The sequence below is a fragment of the Acinetobacter sp. AOR34_HL genome (assembly GCF_027854795.1).
Lineage (GTDB): Bacteria > Pseudomonadota > Gammaproteobacteria > Pseudomonadales > Moraxellaceae > Acinetobacter > Acinetobacter junii.
The window spans coordinates 1-22258 of record NZ_JAKTID010000066.1; the positions used below are offsets into that span (position 1 = coordinate 1).

General features: G+C 38.9%; 18 protein-coding genes and 2 pseudogenes. 12 read left to right on the top strand and 8 right to left on the bottom strand.

Translation table 11 applies throughout. The annotated features are described in order from the left end of the window. Window positions 1-364 precede the first annotated feature (364 nt). The 6 genes from MKL32_RS11020 (at window position 365) to MKL32_RS11045 (ending at window position 4950) form a co-directional block, all read left to right on the top strand. Window positions 365-1249, top strand: a complete 885-nt coding sequence (locus MKL32_RS11020) for an MlaA family lipoprotein (RefSeq protein ID WP_126131855.1) — start codon at window positions 365-367, stop codon at window positions 1247-1249. Between the two features lie 129 nt (window positions 1250-1378). After that, window positions 1379-2347, top strand: a complete 969-nt coding sequence (gene gigA / locus MKL32_RS11025; protein ID WP_004960633.1) for an RsbU family protein phosphatase GigA — start codon at window positions 1379-1381, stop codon at window positions 2345-2347. Window positions 2348-2449: 102 nt separating this feature from the next. After that, complete coding sequence (gene gigB / locus MKL32_RS11030; RefSeq protein ID WP_004906790.1) at window positions 2450-2971, top strand: anti-anti-sigma factor GigB; 522 nt, start codon at window positions 2450-2452, stop codon at window positions 2969-2971. A 23-nt stretch (window positions 2972-2994) separates the two neighbouring features. Further along, a complete protein-coding gene (locus tag MKL32_RS11035; RefSeq protein ID WP_126131856.1) occupies window positions 2995-3819 on the top strand; it encodes a carbon-nitrogen hydrolase family protein in 825 nt (274 codons plus the stop codon). 175 nt (window positions 3820-3994) lie between these two features. Then, on the top strand, window positions 3995-4357 hold the full coding sequence (locus MKL32_RS11040) for a DUF4951 domain-containing protein (protein ID WP_005403750.1): 363 nt from the start codon (window positions 3995-3997) through the stop codon (window positions 4355-4357). 161 nt (window positions 4358-4518) lie between these two features. Continuing rightward, on the top strand, window positions 4519-4950 hold the full coding sequence (locus tag MKL32_RS11045; RefSeq protein WP_126131857.1) for an organic hydroperoxide resistance protein: 432 nt from the start codon (window positions 4519-4521) through the stop codon (window positions 4948-4950). 58 nt (window positions 4951-5008) lie between these two features. On the opposite strand, the gene gspE is transcribed toward MKL32_RS11045, so the two are convergent. Then, window positions 5009-6499 carry a type II secretion system ATPase GspE gene (gene gspE, locus MKL32_RS11050; protein ID WP_004955732.1) on the bottom strand — a complete coding sequence of 497 codons (1491 nt, stop codon included), beginning with the start codon at window positions 6497-6499 and terminating at the stop codon, window positions 5009-5011. 94 nt (window positions 6500-6593) lie between these two features. Between gspE and MKL32_RS11055 the strand changes: the two genes are divergently transcribed. Next, complete coding sequence (locus MKL32_RS11055) at window positions 6594-7415, top strand: hypothetical protein (RefSeq protein ID WP_004906776.1); 822 nt, start codon at window positions 6594-6596, stop codon at window positions 7413-7415. 9 nt (window positions 7416-7424) lie between these two features. Continuing rightward, the gene (locus MKL32_RS11060; protein ID WP_004906771.1) at window positions 7425-8342 is read left to right on the top strand and encodes a mechanosensitive ion channel family protein; all 918 of its coding nucleotides are present in this window, start codon (window positions 7425-7427) and stop codon (window positions 8340-8342) included. Window positions 8343-8362: 20 nt separating this feature from the next. Here the strand turns inward: MKL32_RS11060 and MKL32_RS11065 are convergent. Both MKL32_RS11065 and MKL32_RS16230 read right to left on the bottom strand, forming a co-directional pair. Next, window positions 8363-10663 (bottom strand): annotated as a pseudogene (locus MKL32_RS11065) (DUF2339 domain-containing protein); the annotation flags it as partial. Between the two features lie 198 nt (window positions 10664-10861). Next, a pseudogene (locus MKL32_RS16230) lies at window positions 10862-11236 on the bottom strand (DUF2339 domain-containing protein); the annotation flags it as partial. Between the two features lie 187 nt (window positions 11237-11423). Between MKL32_RS16230 and polA the strand changes: the two are divergent. Beyond that, window positions 11424-14189, top strand: a complete 2766-nt coding sequence (gene polA, locus MKL32_RS11070) for a DNA polymerase I (RefSeq protein ID WP_126131859.1) — start codon at window positions 11424-11426, stop codon at window positions 14187-14189. 58 nt (window positions 14190-14247) lie between these two features. Here polA and MKL32_RS11075 read toward each other — a convergent pair whose 3' ends face one another. The 5 genes from MKL32_RS11075 to ppx are packed head-to-tail and all read right to left on the bottom strand — an operon-like array spanning window position 14248 to window position 19383. After that, window positions 14248-14817, bottom strand: a complete 570-nt coding sequence (locus MKL32_RS11075; RefSeq protein ID WP_004906765.1) for a YggT family protein — start codon at window positions 14815-14817, stop codon at window positions 14248-14250. Window positions 14818-14833: 16 nt separating this feature from the next. After that, on the bottom strand, window positions 14834-15673 hold the full coding sequence (gene proC, locus MKL32_RS11080; RefSeq protein WP_270900542.1) for a pyrroline-5-carboxylate reductase: 840 nt from the start codon (window positions 15671-15673) through the stop codon (window positions 14834-14836). A gap of 3 nt (window positions 15674-15676) precedes the next feature. Then, a complete protein-coding gene (gene tilS, locus MKL32_RS11085) occupies window positions 15677-17068 on the bottom strand; it encodes a tRNA lysidine(34) synthetase TilS (RefSeq protein WP_125272162.1) in 1392 nt (463 codons plus the stop codon). Beyond that, window positions 17005-17829 (bottom strand): acetyl-CoA carboxylase carboxyltransferase subunit alpha, encoded by an 825-nt coding sequence (locus tag MKL32_RS11090; protein WP_004960656.1) that lies wholly within the window; start codon window positions 17827-17829, stop codon window positions 17005-17007. The genes tilS and MKL32_RS11090 overlap by 64 nt, the downstream gene beginning before the upstream one ends. Before the next feature lie 33 nt (window positions 17830-17862). After that, window positions 17863-19383, bottom strand: a complete 1521-nt coding sequence (gene ppx, locus MKL32_RS11095; RefSeq protein WP_004906756.1) for an exopolyphosphatase — start codon at window positions 19381-19383, stop codon at window positions 17863-17865. 274 nt (window positions 19384-19657) lie between these two features. Between ppx and trxA the strand changes: the two genes are divergently transcribed. From trxA to MKL32_RS11110, 3 genes are all read left to right on the top strand, one after another. Then, window positions 19658-19984 carry a thioredoxin gene (gene trxA / locus MKL32_RS11100; protein ID WP_004906753.1) on the top strand — a complete coding sequence of 109 codons (327 nt, stop codon included), beginning with the start codon at window positions 19658-19660 and terminating at the stop codon, window positions 19982-19984. Between the two features lie 327 nt (window positions 19985-20311). Further along, a complete protein-coding gene (gene rho, locus MKL32_RS11105; protein WP_004955720.1) occupies window positions 20312-21580 on the top strand; it encodes a transcription termination factor Rho in 1269 nt (422 codons plus the stop codon). Window positions 21581-21969: 389 nt separating this feature from the next. Next, entirely contained in the window at window positions 21970-22218 is a 249-nt protein-coding gene (locus tag MKL32_RS11110) for a hypothetical protein (protein ID WP_005403740.1), read from the top strand. Window positions 22219-22258: the final 40 nt, after the last annotated feature.

Genomic DNA, 22258 nt, shown 5'->3' on the forward strand with positions numbered 1-22258 from the left:
CTATATTACTCTAATCTAAATTAAAGTCAACAGGTAATTTAGATATTTTTAAAACTTATCAACCAACTCAAGAATCTAACTACTTTAGCCAAATCTTTGTTTCTCAACAAGTTTTTATCCGCATCACCGCCGATGGATGTGCATTCTACAGTATTCTCACACCAATGCAACACCCTTCAATAGGATTTTATTTCGAGTGAACATTTTTAAACCAAATTCACAATATTTCTTATATTTTTCGATCGAATTTGCTTTAATAATAGTAGAACAAATAAATTGTACTTACTTTATCTATGTTTTGCGTTTAATTAGCGCATTCATTTTAATGACTGTAATTTCGCTCTAACTGCGATTAAGGACTTATATGCATTACTCAAATTTTTTCTTGCTTGGGTTGTTAACTGCTGGAGCATTTAATACAGCAATAGCTCAAGATGTATCTGAGCAATCCCCAGTCGTAACTGAATCAATTGAAAACCAATTAAATACACAACAAAAAACATCAACTCTGCAAGCAATTAAAGATTTAAAAAAAATAACCAAGGATGATTTGAAGGTAAATGCAAATGCAGCGCAACCTGATGCGGTTAAAGATCCTCTACAACCATTAAATCGCCAAATCTTTGCCTTCAACGATACATTAGACCGATATGTACTTAAGCCAGTAGCTATCCAATACGTTGAAAAAGTACCAGAACCTGTACGAAGTCCTTATCGTCAATTTCGCAAAAACCTCGGTGAGCCGTGGAATGCCGTCAACCAACTTATACAAGGGCGTCCATCTCGCGCAGCAAAAACATTAGGACGCTTTACTTTAAATACTTTAACAACCTTAGGTTTTTCTGACCCAGCACGTCGTTTAGGATTACCAACCGAAGAGGAAAGCTTTGGTGTGACTTTAGGCTATTACGGCGTCCCGTCTGGTCCTTATGTAATGCTTCCTTTTTTCGGACCTAGTACTTTTCGTGATGGGTTTGGCTTAGCTATCGATCGTTATGGTCGCCCACAAAAATATATGCTCGACGACCAACAAGGAATTTATTGGTCTACAAATGTGTTACAAGCTATAGATGCTCGTGCTCAAGTTTTGGATATTGAAGAAAGCTTAAAAGGCGATAAATATGCAATGATTCGAGATTTCTATCTGCAAAGAAAGGCTTTCCAAATTGCTGAAAAACATAGCAACTCTGCAGATGTATCATTTGTAGATGATACTGAAGATAGTGAAGAATCTTCGGATAATCAGTAAATTCGTATTTCTATATTTATAGACATAAGTATTACTCTCTATTTTAAATGTGAGTAATACTATGTTTTCCATCATATTTCATCTATGATGAATTAAAAAATGATCATACAAAGGATCGGCTATTCATCTATGTATTTCATTCAACCATCGCGCTCAATACCTTGTTTAGATCAAGCTCTGAATGAGCTACCCAGTCTACAGATCATTCAAGTTGATGATTTAGACTTATATGATCAAACAATAATTGCAATTGCCGATGTGCAGGACTTTTTGAAATATCAATGGAAGCTCCCAACGATCGTATTAGCATTTGAAGATGAAGGTGCTGCATTAGCCCAAGCTTGGGAAATGGGTGCTTTAGCTGGTTGGATTTGGAACAATTTACCCAAAAATCCAATACATGCTTTATTCAAAATTGATGCGCAATACAAACGAAATCAAGATAGTCGTGATCTTCCTTCAGCAGCAGCATTACAGAAACGTTTACTACCGAACCCAATAAGTCTACCCAATTATGAGGTTGAGTCTTTTTTTCAACCTTCGGCTTATTTATCAGGAGATTGGTATGATTATTGGAAACTCAATGAATATGAAGTGCTGTTTTATTTAGCTGATGTTTCAGGTCATGGTGTCACAAGTAGTTTACTAACCTCATGGATGGCAGCTTTTCATGGTCGTTCCAAGACACCTCGCCAGCTCATTCAAAAACTGAATGCAATGTTAGTTCAAGAGAATATTGAAAAACATATCACAATGGTGGCAGGTATTCTAAATCTACAAACTCATGAAATTACATGGTCTAGTGCAGGGCACTATCCACCTCCAATTATCTTTGAACCTAATCAAGCACCTCAAATTCTTACAACCAGTAGTTTCCCTTTGGGACTCACTGAGGATTTAGATGTTGAAGAACACATTTGTAAATTAAATCCTGATGCACGTTTTATTTTATGTTCAGATGGTGCTCTTGAACCCTTTGATGGTGGTTTGAATGATCAGTTCAACCAATTGGTTGATCATCTTCAGAATAATTCATTCCAAGCTCCTGAACACGTTGCAGATGACATCGCTATACTCAGTATATGCCGAATGAATTAATTTAATTATCAATAACTTAAAAACAAAGAACTATACAACCACTTGTGTCTACCATATCACTATGGGATAATTTTATATCCTTTCTCTGAAAATGGCATTTATATGTCAACAGGTCATGTTGAATATGCAAGTTTGAACGGAACGCATATTTTCAAGCTTATTGGCGAAGTGCGTGCACATTCTTGTATAAGTCTAGACAAATTACTCAACAAAATTGAACAGCAGCAAAATGTTGTTGGTGCAATCGTTGATTTAACTGAAACAACGTTCATTGATAGTACTGTATTAGGTGTACTTGCAAAGTTGGGCTTAAAACTCAAACAAGTGCATCATATACAAGCAGTGATGCTGTCAACCAATCCAGATATTACCACCCTAGCCAATAGCATGGGCTTAGGTCAGGTCTTTGTGATTTTAAATTACTGTGGTGATCCTAATGTTTGCACGCTTGAGCTAACTGAAGAACATGTTACTCACAGCGCCATGCTCAACACAGTATTAGAAGCACACAAAACATTAATGCGTTTGAATGAAAACAATCAAAATATGTTTGAACCATTGGTGAAGCAATTGCAAAAAGAGCAAGACTGTCTAAATCTTGATACACACCAACAAAATGCTTAACTCATAACTAAGTCTGCACACTTATGACCTTACTTTCTGTTGCTCAAATGAATTCACAAGATGACATTGAATCTAATTTCCTTGTCATCGAGTCATTAATTCAACAAAGTAAGGCTCAAGGTGGCGAATTAATCGTTTTTCCTGAAAACTTTGTTTGTTTTGCTGCAGGAAAACAACGTGAGACTGCAAATCAATTTGAAACCATTCAGCAACGTTTAGAACAATTATCACACCGATATCAAATATGGATTATCGCTGGCACTTTACCGTGCCCTTTTCGCCCAGATGGATCAGTCATTACTGATGGACGCGTCAGAACCGTAAGCTTATGTATTAGTCCTGAAGGTACTGAGGCTCGTTATGACAAAATCCATTTGTTTGATGTTCAAGTGAGTGATGCTGTTGGTGGCTATCAAGAATCAAAATTCTTTGAACCAGGTGATCAAGTCGTTGTTGCAAAAACTCCATTTGGTCATATTGGATTAATGGTTTGTTATGATCTTCGCTTTCCAGAACTCGCACTAACCTTACGCCAACAAGGTGCAAACATTTTATCTGCTCCTGCTGCTTTTACTTACACAACAGGTCAAATGCACTGGCAATTGTTACTACAAGCACGAGCTATGGACAGTCAATGTTTTGTATTAGGTGCTGCACAACAGGGTTGGCATGGTGAAAAACGTCAAACATGGGGTCATTCGGGTATAACCAATAGTCGTGGACAACTTTTACAAATAATCGACTACGAAGGGCATGGTTTAATTAGCGCTGATTTCGATCAAGCTGAACAAGAAAATATTCGCTTATCTATGCCACTTATGCAACATCGAAAAATAATTGCCTACTAAGTCTCACTTTAATTATTGAAATTTTAGTTTTTGAATTTTTTAGTCACGCTTTATCTCCCCTCTACACCTAGGTTCATGATTTAATAAACATAATTTAGGATAGTCAAACAAACCATAATATTTATGTAGTTTGATTATTGTAAAATTCTTTCTTAACACCAATTAAGCTGTATCCATGTTTAGACTTTTTTCTATTTTGTTGATTATAGGGGCAACCACATTCATTAATGTGGTACCAAGTTATGCTAATGCTGTTGAAGTAACAAATGACATGCAGCACTTACCTACACCATCAAATTTATCATTTAATAGTTTTGGTCTTTGGATTATTGGTTGGGGGACTGGTGCTGAAGGTGCTCGACAAAGACTAGATAACATCCAGCGTGAAGATGTGGTGATCATCAAACAGAAAGGTGTTACTCAAGATATGATTAAAGCTTGGCATAGTTTTTATGAACAACAATCTCAAAATGATATAAATAATCCAACCGCACGTTTTAGAGCAAAATTGATGAAAAAAATCATCGAGCTTTGGTAGATTTGCTGCATCTATTAGATAGATACTCTTTTCAATTTTATATTTTGTCTTTTACTTCTTTACCAAAGCCGTCATTAAATTTACCATTTTCTCCTTTGCTTTCATCATCCATTTATGCAGGATTGAATAATACCAAACTGTGTCAGCTAGGATTATTCAGTATGTCATTAGAAAAAGTAGTTTATCGAGCAAAAGCTAAAGCAACAGGTGGTCGTGATGGTCGTGCGACATCTTCTGATGGTGTTTTAGATGTTAAATTAGGCGTACCTAAAGAAATGGGCGGTGCTGGTGGTGAAGTGACCAATCCAGAACAACTTTTTGCTGCAGGCTATTCTGCATGTTTTTTAGGTGCCATGAAGTTTGTAGCAAACCGAGATAAATTAAAGATTACTCCAGATGCTTATATTGAGGGTGAAGTTGGTATTGGCCCGATTCCAAATGGCTTCGGTATTGAAGTGACTTTGAATATTTATTTAATCGGTATCGATCAAACTGAGGCTGAGGAACTTGTAGCAGCAGCACACATCGTATGTCCGTATTCAAATGCAACACGCAACAATATTGATGTGAATTTCAATATCGTAACAAATTGATATATAAAATAAAAAAACAGCATGATTGATCATGCTGTTTTTCATTAAGAGTAGAAAATTATTCTTCAGCTGCTTCATTTGTAACACGTAGCACTTCTTCTAAAGTGGTTTTACCAGCCAAGACTTTTAATAAGCCATCATCACGAATCGATGCGGCATGACGGCGAGCATGATTTTCCAACTCATATTCGGCTGCATTACCATGAATTAATCGACGCATCGACTCATCGACTGGCACAATTTCATAAATCGCTGTTCGCCCACTAAAACCAACATGTGAACATTTCTCGCAACCATGTGGTTCTGGTAATTCCATGTGTTCATCTACCTTGAGATGCTGAAATACCTGTCGTTCAAAATCATCTGCTTTTCGCCAAGTTACGCAATGTGGACATAATGTTCGAACTAAACGCTGTGCAATTACACCAATCAATGAACTTGAAAGCAAGAATGGTTCAATCCCCATATCTTTTAAACGAGTTACCGCACCAATTGCAGTATTGGTATGTAACGTGGATAAAACGAGGTGACCTGTCAGTGAGGCTTGTACCGCAATTTCTGCCGTTTCAAGATCGCGAATCTCACCCACCATAACAACATCAGGATCTTGACGCAGCATAGCTTTAAGCGCACGAGCAAATGTCATATCAACTTTCGTATTGACCTGTGTCTGCCCAATCCCTTCTAGTTGGTATTCAATTGGATCTTCGGCCGTCAAAATATTGCGCGTATTATCATTCAAATCAGATAAGGCTGCATATAAGGTTGTCGTTTTACCTGAACCCGTTGGACCAGTGACCAAAATGATGCCATGTGGACGATGAACCAGTTGAGTTAAACGTTCATAATCATTTTGCATCAAGCCAAGATGTGTCATATTTAAACGACCCGCCTGCTTATCAAGTAAACGCATCACCACACGCTCGCCATGAGATGATGGCAAAGTAGAAACACGAACATCGACCTCACGTCCTGCTAAACGCAAAGAAATACGACCATCTTGTGGAATACGTTTTTCAGCAATATCCAACTTTGCCATAACTTTAATACGTGAGACCAGCAAAGGAGCTAATTCACGGCGTGGTTGAACAATTTCTCGTAATTGACCATCTACACGTAAACGAACAGACAACTTTTTTTCAAATGCTTCAATATGAATATCAGATGCACCGACACGAATCGCTTCGGATAACAACGCATTAATCAGACGAACAATAGGTGCATCATCTTCTTGATCCATCAAGTCCTCAGCTTCAGGCACCTGATCAGCCAAACTCAATAAATCAGGATGATCCTCTAAACCAGCGGCAACTTGCTGAGATTCGCCTGTATCACCTGCATAACTGGAACTGAGTAGTGCATGGAACTCTTGATCTGTACACAATTGATCATGCGCAGCTTTCCCCAAAATTCGACGTGCTTCTTGTAATGCAATTCGCGCTGTATCCTTGCGTCGTACAATAAAAACTTGATCGCCTTCATAGCGCAATAAAACGCCATGCCTTTTGGCGAAACTATATGGAATTTGTATTTGTTTAAGTATTTGCATCACAATTTATAATGATGAAAGGGAGAGTTGAGTGTACTCTAAGGAGATTACAGCGTGAAGTCTGTTTAGCATACTCACAAAGGAATTTTGCACCTTGTCTCAAAATAATCCATATAAAGCACCTCACTCTGACACATTGAGATGGTGGGGTGAACAACAATTTGAAATTCAACAAGCCAAAGCTTGGCAATTTGGTTCACTGCTCTTTCGCCTAACGAGAGGCATTAAAGAATGGCGTTTAGAATATCATCGACCACAATGTCAGCATGATTACGAGCAACAATGGCATGTTTTGTCTGATACAGAATTTGCAATGCCTCAACCTGCAAAAATTGAACGCTATATGTTTCATAAAACCAATAGCTCATTTCATTTAATGCCACGTTTGGCAGATCGCTCTGTTGTTATTAAACCTGTTGATCCGATTTATATTCCTGCTGGTCAACGCGGAACGCTGTATATCAGTACTCCGTTATGGATTGCAGGCTTAGTAGATGGTTTAAGTGAACCTTTGTTTGATATTCCTGTGATTCAGCCGAAAGACACATGGTTTGGTAAAGATCCTCAGCATGGTGAAATTTGTTATGCAACATCTGTAGATGGACGAACTGATCTAAATCTATTAAAGCCACGTGCCTTTAGAGCTGTTACACCTATCGAGTTTCATAACACAAGTCAGCATCAACTGCGATTTGATCGTATGAATGTTCCTGTTCCTGCCCTACCTTTATTCTATAGTGAAGGCACAGGTCGTCTCTGGACGTCTCAAATCAAAGTGTATTATGAGGGTTCAGAACACCCTGCACGTATTCGTATTGAAAACAAAACCCCAACTCAGGCAGGTGAAGTCATTTACGTACATCCTCCACGTGCGCCTGGAAGCAACTTATTTAATATGTTTGATTCATTCTTTTAAGGAGTTGCTATGGCAGATACCAATATTCCAAAAGATGTCGCATCTAGCTTCACCAGCATATTTACCAATATTAATTTTGAAAGACTAAGTGAAATTGCTGTAGCCCTAATTTTATGTTTAATCGGCTTTGTCATTGCACGTCTAGTTTCTAATACCTTTATTCGCACTATTGGTAGTCGGTTTAATGCACATCAACGACTGTTATGGCGAAGAGGTATTTTTTACTTTATTTTCCTACTCTTCATCATGACCAGTTTAAGAGAAGCTGGATTTAAACTCAGTGTCTTCTTGGGTGCAGCAGGGATACTAACTGTTGCTCTAGGTTTCGCCTCTCAAACCTCAGCGACAAACTTAATCAGCGGTCTCTTCTTAATCGGTGAAGGTTCTTTTGAAGTCGGCGATACAATACAGATTACGTTGATTCGAGGACAAACCATTGAAGGTGAAGTGATCTCTATCGATCTTTTATCGGTCAAACTTCTGACGCTCGACAATGTCTACATTCGGCTTCCAAATGAGCAGCTCATTCGCACCCCTGTCATGAATTTATCCAAATACCCGATACGGCGTATTCCGATTACCTTAGCGATTAATTTTCACGAAGACATTATTAAAGTAAGACAGGTACTATTGGATGTTGCATCTAAATATCCACTGGTTATGGATGATCCTAAACCAACCGTAACAGTAACTGCATTTCGTGAATCCTCAATTGAGCTGTTGTTTGCAGTATGGTGTCGTCAGGAAAATGCATTAAAAGTCCGAGATGAAATGCAAGAAAGGGTTCGTAATGGTTTTCTTGAAAATGAAATTGAAATCCCTGTACCTAAAATGGGTTTAATTGATCGCCCCATTCCTTTAGAAGATGATGAGGTCGATCAATATGCCCATCAAAAAGAGCTCAAAAAAGAAGATAAAGTTAGATAGATGAAGTTAGATAGATGAAGTTAAATAGATGAAGATTCTTTAGACAGTTCTTGGGCAGGTGGTAAAGGTGCAAGATATGCAATTACAAGCATGACTGCACCTGAACCAATAAACGAAATAACACGTGTCAAAGTACCACTTTGCGATAAATCTAATAACAATAACTTAAACACAACGATCCCCAACAACGCAGCCCCAACAAACCAAATTTGTCGAATATGACGACGGCTTGAAAAGGTCATAAGGATAAAAGCTAAAATCACCCATAATAAGGTCAGACTTAGTTGTACATTGCCATTCCGCCAGATTTCTATACCCCATAACGGTGTTCCAACATAATGATGCATAGCGCGTACAACGATGCTACTTAATACAAGTAAACCGACTAAAATCGTTGAGACTTTGAATCCCCATTCTACTGAATGCTCATCGGCAAAATGATGATGATAAATCACCCAGATCAAACCAATAAACATCAGTAAAGAGAGAAAATCAGTTAAGTTAAATAAAGGAAGCACATAAAACTGAGTTGCAGAATATGGATCTAAACAAATTAAAAGTAACCAAAATAAGGTTAGCCCCCACACTGGTTGTTGATCCAATAAAAGCATGTTTTTTGATAAAAATAACCAGCCAGCGTATATTGCAGGAAAAACAGCCAATGCAATAACAGCAATATTTGGGAAAAGTGTAATACCAATACCCGCTAAACTTAACCAAAGTAAAGCAGACCAGATCAAAGAATATAGCGATGAAGAGAAAGATTTCATCTTGATGAGCAAAATAGTCAGCACAAATGTAGTCGTCAGGGCGCTAAATTGGCTTAGAGGTGTAAACCAATCACCTGTGGAGTAAACATTCTCCGCAAAACTTACGCCATAAATTAAGAAAAGTAATCCACTGATCAAGATAAGTTGTACATTAACCCATTCGATTTTGGACTTAAGCTGAACCATAAAACTAAATAACAACAACAAAACGGCTGCGATTGCCAAATAAGGATTCATGCCTTGATTTTGCCAATGCATAAACTCTATCGCCGCAACTGCTCCTGCATACATGCCAAGTGCTAAAAAAATGCCGCTTAGCATCCGCGCACTAAAATATTTTTCGACTTCTTGATAGTGCAATAAATAGAAAGCTGATATGAATTGCGCAAGTGCAAAAATCACGGTGCTTAAAATTGGAAAGTAATCATTTGACCAAACTTGGAAAATAAGTGCCACAGAACTCAATAACACTAAAGCAACCCCGATATATCGACTAAGACGATAACGCTCGGTCACCCCCCAAACGATCAATGCTGTTCCTTGAATGACCCAGCCTGTTGATGTCCAATGTGCCCCTTTTGCCAATGGAAATATCAAAGCCGTAAATACCACTGCAAGAATAAAGAAGCTTTTAGCCAAAATAGAAAGCTGCGGATGCCTTTGTTTAATCCAAATATTTAAAGTACCATAAATAATCGCAAGTGCAACTGCACCCCAAGTCAGTGCTTGAGTAGAGTTGTGCATCAGATAAGCATGTAGAGAGAAACCCAATACAGGAACACTAAAAATCAAACCTACATCTAAAATTGGTTGTAATCGCTGTTCCTTTTGATTCGCTTTATTCTCTATTGATAAATCCTCATCACGTACCCGCAGCATCAATTGGCTATAACGAATACTTAGCCAAATAAACAAACAGATATGCAACCATAAAATTATATCTAAGGTGTCGAACTGTTGAGTCTCTCCATAAAGCCCAATCATAGCCCCGCCAATAAAGAGCGTGGCAAAAAAGGCAATCTGATGCAGAATTTTCCAAGGTTGAATAAAGTTAACGGCTGCGACAGCAAGGTTAATCACGAAATAGTAGCCAAATAAGAAAATCACGTCAGGATGTGATTGAGGTATGACAAGTGGTGCAATATAAGCCATCGTCAGCGCTAGCATGGCCAAATATAATGCTTGTTGTTTTAAACTTAGATAAACAGTAACTGATAATAAAATTACAAAGAATAAACTGGCTGTTTTTAAACTCGCAATCACTGCAAAGTGATGTGAGAAAATTAATGTGAGGAACACAATAGCAAGACCGACGCCCTGCAAAGCAACAGCAAAAAGCTGATTTTTTCGTTGCAACCAGTATCCTGCGATTGTGATCAAAGTACCTGTAAGGGCAATAAAACTAAGCTTTACACCTAAACTTAACTGCCAATGCTCACTTGCGAAACGTAATAATAATACGACGCCAACCATCAATACAGCGACAGCAATTCGTAAAATCGGATTGCCATGAATCATCCATTGCAAGATAGGTTGCCACCATGCAGTTTGAGATGATGTCGATAATTGCTTCTGAGATGGCTCTGGAGTTAATGAGTATTCTTTTGATGATGAAGATTCTGCTTGCATCCATGTAGCTGGATGTTGCACCTGACTTTCAGAGACAGAATGATTAGGTGTTGATAATTGATTAGCTTGGTTGATATGAGCAGAAACACTATTTAAATCATTTTGGACGACTGTTTTTCCATATTGTTCTAAATGCAATAACCGCGTTTGAAAGCTACTGATCGTCTGAATAAGACAAAGTAACAACACTAACAATGCACCGCCTGCCAACCACATCCATGTATTTGCATAGGCAAAAAGTGCGACTAATGCAGCACTATAAATCACGATCTTTTGAGCACCAATTGTAGCTGATTGAGCAAAATAACTTGGAGCATCATATTCAAGTTGACGTAATCGAGTGTGAATTTCTGAAAGAATGTGCACAATAGCAACAGTTAAACCAATCGCAGAAGCAACAATAGTGCCTTGCCATTTAAATGCAATCGCTGATGCTAGTAATACTGTCAGCACAACTAAAACAATCACGATTCCCTGTTTATCTTTTTTATACATAGACTTATATCAATGATTACAGCTTTATTAATCGTATCTTACTTGATCAGTCTATAAACCGTCCTTTTTACATACAAATAACTGCAATTTTTAAACGACATAGATCGTCATCATCGTTCTGCTTAACAAGGACATGGACTGCTTTTTCACGTAAAATAGCTCGCAGTTCATAATAAGGATTTGCGCAATGCCACCTTTTGTCTTGGTTGACGGGTCTTATTTTCTATTTCGTGCTTTTCACGCTTTACCGCCATTAACGACGTCTACTGGCCTACATACTAATGCAATTCGTGGTGCTATTTCAGCGATTCAGAAATTAATGCGTCGCACCCAGCCAACACATATGGCTGTTATTTTTGATACTCCAGAACCAACTTTCCGCCATAAATTATCACCCATATATAAGGGTGATCGTCCAAGCATGCCGGTGGAGTTATCTGAACAAATTCCTTATTTACATGCCTTAATCAAAGCTCTCGGCATCCCGTTATATAGCCTTCCTGGCGCAGAGGCGGATGATATTATTGGGACATTAACAAAACGAGCATTATCAGAAGGTCACCATGTCTTAATCTCAACTGGTGATAAAGATATGGCTCAACTTGTTAATCCACATGTCAAACTTGAAGATAGTTTTAAAGAACGTGTGCTTGATGAGGCTGGTGTATTAGAGAAATTTGGCGTACACCCTCATCAAATTATTGATTATCTTACGCTTATGGGTGATGCATCCGATGGCATCATGGGTGTTCCAGGAGTAGGCGCAAAGACTGCGGCAAAACTATTAACAGAATATGGTTCACTTAATAATATTATTGCGAACGTGGATCAACTCAAAGGTAAACTCAGTCAGAATATCAAAGATAATTTAGACAATATTAAAATTGACCACCAGTTGGCAAGTATCGTCTGTGACCTCGATCTCGCTTTAGATTGGCATGATTTAAAATTGAGTCAACCGAACACCGAACAACTTCGGCACTTATACACAGAACTTGAGTTCCGTAACCAATTACAATCTTTGGATCATCCCAATAATCCAAATACGCCTGTTTATCAACAGACCTCTCAAAGTATTGTCAAAGCTGAACAAAAAACTGAATCTATAGCGATAGAAGATCATGCAAATCTTACAAGCCAAGATGATCAATTAGGTGAGGCGACTTATCATACTGTACTAGAACAAGCTGACTGGGAGCAATTGTTGCAACGTATGCAACAAGCGGATCACTTTGCAATTGATACAGAGACCACCAACTTAGACTATCGAGTGGCTGAACTGGTTGGATTCTCAATCGCATTTGATGCCAATGAAGCCTACTATGTTCCTCTAGCTCATGATTATGAAGGTGCTCCTGAACAACTCAGTCGGGAACAAGTTTTAGCACAAATCAAGCCAATTTTAGAAAATGAGCAAGTCAAGAAAATTGGTCATCATTTAAAATATGATGCTCATATCTTTGCCAATCATGGTATCACAATCCAAGGCTGGTACTTCGATACTATGCTAGCTTCATATGTTTTGAATGCTGCTGCAACTCGTCATAGCATGGATGATGTAGCACGTGTTTATCTCAGCCACCTGACAACTACTTTCGAACAAATTGCAGGTAAAGGCGCTAAGCAAAAAACCTTTAATCAGATCGAACTCGAAGTTGCAGCACATTATGCAGCAGAGGATGCACACGTCACTTATCGTTTGTATGAAGTACTTTCTTCAAAACTAAAAAGCCATCCTGAACTTGTTCATATTCTCCACAATATTGAGATGCCTGTTGCACGAGTACTAACAGGCATGGAAGAAGATGGAATCAAGCTTGATCATAAATTCTTAGATCAGCTCAGTGTAGAATTCTCCGACACCATGCAAACATTAGAGAATCAAGCAACTGAGCTTGCAGGTGAAACGTTTAATATTGCCTCGCCGAAACAGGTCGGAGAGGTTCTATTCGATAAGTTGGGAATTAAAGGCGGTAAGAAAACTGCCACAGGACAATACAGCACCAGTGAAAGTATTCTTGAAAAAATCGAACATCCTTTAGCGGAAGTGATTTTAGAACATCGCGGCTTAGCAAAACTCAAAAATACATATACTGATCGATTAGTTGAGCAATCACATGATGCAACCCATCGTGTACATACTAGCTATCATCAAGCTTTAACTGCAACAGGGCGTTTATCTTCTACTGATCCTAATCTGCAAAACATTCCGATTCGTACACCGATTGGTCGTCAAATTCGTAAAGCATTTATCGCTCCCGAAGGTCGTGTCTTACTTGCAGCCGACTATTCACAAATTGAACTGCGCTTAATGGCTCACTTTTCACAAGATGATGCTTTAGTACACGCTTTTCAACAAGGTCAGGATGTCCATCGTCGTACTGCCGCTGAAGTTTTGGGAATCGCTATTGAAGACGTAACCAATGATCAACGTCGCCAAGCTAAAGCGGTTAACTTCGGGCTACTTTACGGTATGTCTGAGTTTGGCTTAACCCGCCAACTTGGTTTCACTCGTGAAGAATCACGTAGCTACATCGCACGTTATTTCCAACGTTATCCTGGTGTATTGGATTATATGGAACGTACACGTCAGATTGCTCGTGAGCAAGGTTTTGTAGAAACCATTTTAGGTCGTCGTCTATACACACCAGATATTTTGGCAACAAATAAAATGATCAAGCAAGCAGCTGAACGAGCGGCGATTAATGCCCCCTTACAAGGAAGTGCAGCAGATATCATCAAACTTGCAATGATTGCCGTTGATAAAATTTTGCCTAAAGATCAAGCTAAACTTTTACTGCAAGTGCACGATGAATTGGTTTTTGAAGCTGATGTGGCAATTGCAGATGAACTTTCAAAACAAATTGCTGATGTGATGCAGTCTGTATTAGAAATTTCCGTACCTTTTGTGGTGGAAGTTGGACAAGGTCTAAACTGGGATGCCGCACACTAATTTGTAGGCATAAAAAAAGGATTGTTTTGACACAATCCTTTTTTTATTTTCAAACCGATCAAAGACCCGTCAACAGAACTTTTGCAGCTTCATTCATCAAAATCTCAGCAATATACAACGCCAAGAAAGCCAAAATTGGTGACAAATCAATCATCCCCATATTTGGTAGTAAACGACGGAAAGGCGCAAGTAAAGGTTCTGCGAGTTCCTGAATGACTTCAATATATGGTGAGCGTGACTGTGTAAACATCACCACCCAACTCAAAATAATCGTTGCAAAAATCAAGTAGCGACAGAAACGAATCAAATCCTGAATCATCGTCACGAATGTCGTAATTACAAGATAGACAGCACTATGGGGCATCTGCCCTGATAGATACATCAACCCGAAAATTTTCAACAAATAAAGCACAATCAATAAAGCAATTGCCGCTAAATTGACGCGCCCTTTGCCTACGGTTGGCAAACTACGGCTTAGGATATCTACAATTTTGGTCGCTTTAACAGTTGAAAGTACAACTGGGTTATAAGGGCTAACCGCTGCCAATTGCATTAAAAAACGGAAAAAGACCAATAAAATTGCGACATTGATCAAAACACCAAAAATTAGCGCAGAACTTGCACCCATACTTGTCTTATCCTACTTAAACTGATTTAGTCTTTTCACTTAACTCTTGTGCAAGCTCTTGACTACGTTTCTGAGCTGCCGCAAGCGCTGCTTGAATATTTTGTGAAATCTGCGCACGATCAAATACCTCTAATGCAGCTTGAGTCGTACCATTTAGAGATGTCACATTTTTACGCAATTCTGATGGTGAGTTAGAGCTGGTAATTGCCATTTGGGCTGCACCCAATGCTGTTTGCAACGTTAGTGCTGTTGCAACTTTCTCATCTAAGCCCAAATTCTTTCCTGCTCGAATCATACTTTCCATTAGATAGAAAAAATATGCAGGTCCCGAACCTGATACCGCTGTTACCGCATCAATTTGAGCTTCGCTATCGACCCAAATCGTCAAACCTGTTGCAGCTAAAATTTGACTCGTTAACTCACGATCTTGAGCATTAACAGCCTCTGAAGCATAAATACCGTGCGCACCGGTTTGTACTAAAGCAGGTGTATTTGGCATTACACGCACAATACGCTGGCTTCCACCAATCAGCTCTGAAATTGTTTGAATTTCTGCGCCTGCAATAATGGAAATAACCAGTTTATCGGATAGCAAACCTTTTAAAGGTTGTAAAACCGTAGCTAACACTTGAGGCTTAACCGCCAGTACGACCACATCTGCATTTTGAATTGCTTCAACATTGTCTGTGGTTGTTTGAATTCCTTTTTCTTCTAATATTTGACGAATTTGTTCTACTGGATCTGAAACTGTAATTCGTGTTGTTGGCAGCCCGCGAGAAAGTAATCCTCCGATCAAGGCCTGAGCCATGTTACCGCCGCCAATAAAACAGATGTTTTGATTCAATGCTGTCGCCATTTCCTACTCGTCATTTGAAAAAGATTGAGGAGAATTTTCTCGACAATCTGAAACTAAACTTGGTTGCCACCCTCCCTGCTCGATATAGTCAGATTGAGCCAACCAAAACCCTTTAGGGCTAAAAACCCCAAGCATAACATTTTCCACGACTAATATTTGAATTGTATGACGGAACCAAGGCAAAATCTGTGCTTCTTGAATCGCTTTTTTCAGTGGCCAATGCCCGATTCGCCCGTAAAGATGAATTTTTTCACCACCTTGACGTTTAATCAATTTTAAATCTTTATTTAATAATTGTTTGGAAAGACCTATATCTTGCGTCAATATTTTGAACTTACCTGAAGCAGTTTGAATCATTTGTTCCAAGTTGTAAGATTGATTCATAATAGGTTGAATAGGAAAAAGCTTTTCTGCGTACAGCTCTGCATGAGTTAGACGATACAATTTTTTCTGGTAGCGGAGATAATAATAAGAATTAATATGTAAAGTTGCTTGTGCATCAGGCTTAGCAAAAATCACTTCATCTTGAAGGCGTTTGACCATGTCATAACTTGGGCGGTATTGATCTTTGCCTTTCATCCAAGCGGACAACAATTGACGTTTGCGTGCATCCGATAATTCCAACAGGCGAGTTAAATCCAGCTCATTCTCAGTTGCACATAATTTCCAATCACTTTGCAGCACATCATCTAAAATTTCTGTGGCATCTTGCATCAGATAACTCGTTCGTGACACAGCTGATTGCATTTTTGGGAAGCGCTTTTCTAATACAGGCCATAACTCTTCACGACACCATGCCCGATCATAATGAGTATCATGATTTGTTGGATCGACAACATAGTCAAAACCAATTTGTTTAGCCCACTCCTCAATTTGCTGTCGGCTGAGCTCTAAAAAAGGTCGCCATATCGTCAAATCTTTTCGCACATCATATGCTTGCATGGCGGATAAACCATTAACACCTGCACCTGAAAATAAACGCAATAGTAGAGTTTCAGCTTGGTCTTGTTGATGATGAGCTAACACCAAGATTTCATGACTTTTTAAATGCTGTATATAGGCTTGATAGCGTGCATGACGTGCTTGCTGCTCAAGATTTCCTGCATCGACATGTACTTTTTGGATCACACAAGGAATGTTTAATTGTTCAGATTGTTTCTGAACTAAATATCCCCACTCCGTACTGCTCGATTGCAACTGATGATCAACATAAATTGAACGGGTTTGACTTGGGAAAATTTCGGACATTAGATACAACAACAGCATGGAATCCATGCCGCCGCTGCACCCAATTAAGAATTGAGTATCTTTAGAAAAATGCTGTGTTTGTGCTAAGACGCGATGCCTAAATTGCTGCTGCCAAACTTCATTAAACGTTGATAACGTGCTTCGCATCGTGCTTGAGCATCCATCGGTTGCAATTCTTCTAAGGCTTGTTTGAGTACATCTTTCAAATCATGCATGACTTTCTCAGGTTGCAAATGTGCCCCCTCACCTTCATCCACAACATACTCCACAATTCCAAGCGCTTTCAATTTGTCAGCAGTCAGAGCTAAGGCTTCACTCGCTTGCGCTGCTTTATCAGCAGTTTTCCATAAAATAGAAGCACAACCTTCTGGTGAAATCACAGAATAAATACTGTGTGAAAGCATAATTACTCGATCTGCCACACCTATACCTAGCGCACCACCAGAACCACCTTCACCAAGTACAGTTGCAATCACTGGCACTTTCAAACTAGAAAGCTGAGCCAAACTGGTTGCAATCGCTTCTGCTTGTCCACGCTCTTCTGCACCAACACCTGGATAAGCACCCATGGTATCGACAAAAGTAAATACAGGTAAATTAAAACGCTCAGCCATATCTAGCAAACGTTGTGATTTACGATAGCCTTCTGGGTTACACATACCAAAGTTATGTTGTAACTTTTCACGCGTACTACGTCCACGATGTTGACCAACTACCATTACGGGTTGTCCGTCAAAACGAGCAAGACCACCGATCATGGCACCATCATCACCATATAAACGGTCACCGTGAAGTGCATCAAATTCAGTAAAGATTTCACTAACATAATCTAGAAATTGCGGGCGTTCAGGATGTCGCGCAATTTGAACCGTAGCCCAAGCCTTGGACTGAGTCGCTTTATTTTTCATAAGTCGTAGATAATCCCTAACAAGGATGTATTGTTAATCAACAAAATTGTCTGACTGAATATTTAACTCAATGTCCCAATTCTTAAACTGCACTTGCTCATCATGCAAATCAGCAACCAATAAAGGCCATTGTTTAGCATCGCCAGAAACGCTGAGTTGCCATTGTTGACCATTTACAACACTCAGTTCAATGGCAGGAAGCATCTGATCACTACGACTATGGTTCAGCAAAACAGCGAGGCGTAATAGCAAACACAAATAAAGTAAATGGCTACCACCCACCTTCATTACATCATTTTTTGCATCTGCACGTAATTTACGACGATGGTGAGATACAAGATGAGAAAGATGATTTTGATCGATTTGAGAGAAACCAGGGATATCAGAATGCTGCAATAAATATGCACCATGACGATGATAACCACCATGACTAATCGCTAATCCAATTTCATGTAAATAAGCTGCACGACGTAGTAAGTCACTGTCTTCAGTCGTTAAATTTAAAGCACCTGCAACGCCATCAAACAATTGTTGCGCGGTATTCACTACACGTTCGGCTTGTTTAGGATCAGCGTTGTAACGTCCCATTAATGCTTGCACACTACGGTCACGAATATCTTCATGTTTAAATCGACCTAACAGGTCATACATCACACCTTCACGTAATGCACCGTCAGAATATGCCAATTTATCAATATTCATCACTTCAAAAATAGCGTACAAAATTGCTAAACCAGCTGGCAAAACTGCTCGACGATCTTCGCGTAGTCCCTCAAAATCAATTTCAGAGACATGTTTGAATTTTAACAAACGATCTTTTAACTTATATAAGCCTTCACGGGTCAGATTTTCTTGCTCATCACTTAAACCTAGATTCACAGAAATCTGGCGACAAGCTTTAATCGTCCCGCTAGAACCGACTACTGTATCCCAGCCTTCTGATTTATAAGTATTTGCGATTGCAGAGAGCTCTTTACGCGCAGCAACTACCGCTTTATCAAAGGCTTTTGTTGAAATCTCACCATCTGCAAAATATGCCTTACTAAAGGCAACGCAACCCATTTGCAACGATTCAGTATGCAAAGGCTCAAACTCTTCACCAATAATAAATTCTGTTGAACCACCACCGATGTCAACGACTAAACGTCTGCCACCATTTGCCATGGTATGAGAAACACCTAAATAAATTAGACGAGCCTCTTCACGACCAGCAATAATCTCAATTGGCTTTGGTAAAATTTCAGCAGCTTTTTGAATAAACTCGTGACCATTTTTAGCTTGTCGTAACGCATTGGTTGCCACAATCCTTAAACGATTAGGTTGAACAGAACTTAAACGCCCAACGAATCGAGCTAGACAAGCCAAACCACGTTGTTGCGCAGCTTCAGTTAAATTTTTATTTTCATCGAGTCCAGCGGCCAACTGAACCTTTTCTGACATTGAAGCAACTTTCTTAACCTCTCCGTGATCTACACGAGCAATTGCCAAATGGAAACTATTCGATCCCATATCAATCGCAGCAAGTAATTCTTCATCAATCAGAAAATCAGACATTCTTCATATAAACCCATGCTCAATTCACGCATTAGAGTAATTCACATGCTTAGAATTTTAAAGTCATTTTAAGCAATAAAAGCAGCAGATTTTCTCTTTTTAACACATAAATGATTGTATAAGTCGATAGTGAACATCGTGAGCATCCATTGGACTTTTCATTTTGATACTTGAATAATGGCAACAAACCCTTACATTGAATAAAGTAGCAATGTAATATTCATCGTGAAGATGATTGAATTCGCACTTTATTTCTAAATTTTGGAGCAACCTTATGTCTGCGACTATTGTTAATACAACTGATGAAAACTTCCAAGCAGATGTTTTAGATGCTGAAACTCCTGTACTTGTAGACTTTTGGGCTGGTTGGTGTGCACCTTGTAAAGCAATTGCACCTGTCCTAGAAGACCTTTCTAACGAATATGCAGGTAAAGTAAAAATCGTTAAAGTCGACGTAACTGCATGTGAAGAAACAGCTGTGAAATACAATATCCGTAATATTCCAGCTCTATTAATGTTCAAAAATGGTGAAGTTGTTGCTCAACAAGTTGGCGCAGCTCCTCGCTCAAAACTTGCTGCATTTATCGATCAAAACGTCTAACTTTATTTAGATTGAACCCGACTTGAAATACGTTATTAGTCTAATAGCGTATTTCCTCGTATAAATTGACATTTTCCTTGATTTAACCTATATTACTGGATCAAGAAGCTTTGAATGGAATCTACTTCATCGCGCTTCTTACAAGACACAAACATAAGATCGCCGCTCGGCAATAACAATTGTTTTCACATTTCTCTCTGAAACAATGAACCAGACTACTGAATTGTGGTTGTGTAAATACAATTACATCAGCACGTATGTATGCGGTCGATTTTTTATTCTTTCCCTAACATTATCCTCCACTTATTCCATTCTGTCTGACCACTTATGAACTTAACTGAACTCAAGAAAAAACCCATTGGCGAACTCATTAAAATTGCGGAGTTTATGGGCCTTGAAGGCATGGCACGTAACCGTAAACAAGATATTATTTTTGCCATTTTAAAGCGCCATGCCATGAATGGCGAAGAAATCTTTGGTGATGGTGTTCTTGAAATCCTTTCTGATGGCTTTGGTTTCCTTCGCTCAGCCGCTGGTTCATATTTAGCTGGACCAGATGATATTTATGTGAGCCCATCACAAATCCGTCGTTTCAACCTTCGCACTGGTGATACCATTACAGGTACAATTCGCCCACCTAAAGAAGGTGAACGTTATTTTGCTTTATTAAAAGTAAATCAAATTAACTACGACACACCAGAAAACTCACGTAATAAGATTTTATTCGAAAACCTCACCCCATTGTTCCCAACTGAACAACTCGTTATGGAACTAGGCAATGGTACAACTGAAGATCTCACTGCACGTGTAGTAGATTTAGTGGCACCAATTGGTAAAGGTCAACGTTCAATCATTGTTGCACCGCCTAAAGCGGGTAAAACAATGTTATTACAAAACATTGCTCAATCAATCGTCCGTAATAATCCAGAAGTATTTCTGATTGTTCTTCTTATTGACGAACGTCCCGAAGAAGTAACGGAAATGGAACGTACAGTACGTGGTGAAGTGGTTGCCTCGACCTTCGATGAAGCACCAGCTCGTCACGTACAAGTTGCGGAAATGGTGATTGAGAAAGCAAAACGTCTAGTTGAGCATAAAAAGGATGTTGTGATTCTGCTTGACTCAATTACTCGTCTTGCACGTGCTTATAATACTGTCATTCCTTCATCTGGCAAGGTACTTACAGGTGGTGTAGATGCTCATGCATTAGAACGCCCAAAACGCTTCTTTGGTGCTGCACGTAATATTGAAGAAGGTGGCTCACTTACAATCATTTCGACCGCATTAATCGAAACAGGTAGTAAGATGGATGATGTCATTTACGAAGAATTCAAAGGTACGGGTAACCAAGAGATTACGCTTGATCGCCGTATCGCAGAGAAACGTGTATTCCCTGCAATGAACATCAAGAAATCAGGTACTCGTCGCGAAGAGCGCTTAATGGGTGAAGAAAACTTACGTAAAGTCTGGATTCTACGCAAATTATTACATCCAATGGATGAGCTTGCCGCAATGGAATTTTTATTAGATCGAATGAAAGAAACCAAGACGAATGATGATTTCTTTGATCAAATGAAACGCAAAGCATCAACATAACGGCAACATAAAAAAGCCACCTCAATGGTGGCTTTTTTTAATTGGTTGACAAGATTACATATTTTTTACATTTAAATTACGTTCCTCAATAAAAATACAAGCAATTGATTTTACTAAAAATAAATAAATACAACATCAGAAAACAAACAACAAACCAATTAAAAAACAATTATCAATAGTTATTTTCTATCAAAAATTAGCCAATTTTAGTCAAATTTTGTCGTTTTGTTGGACAGAACAGTAGTAATTCGTGATTTGCTTTGATAGGATAGCCACAGACCAGTTAGGCTGCTCCCTGCATTGTTACCTAAAAGCGTTTAGGAATATTAAAAGCACAAACAGACTAGCTAAGGTTTTTTTTAATCTCACAATTTTATGAGAGTGATGCCATGTTATTCAAAAAATTTGCTGTTGTTGCTGCTATCGCTACTACTTTAGCTTTCGTTGGTTGCTCTAAGAAAGAAGAAGCTGCTACTGATGCAAACGCTGCTGCTTCTGAAGCTGTAGCTGCTGCTTCTGAAGCTACTGAAGCTGCATCTGAAGCTACTGTTGCTGCTTCTGACGCTGTTGTTGCTGCTTCTGACGTTGCTGCTTCTGACGTTGCTGCTTCTGACGTTGCTGCTTCTGCTGCTCAATAATCTAATTTTAGATTATAAAAAAGAGAACCTTACGGTTCTC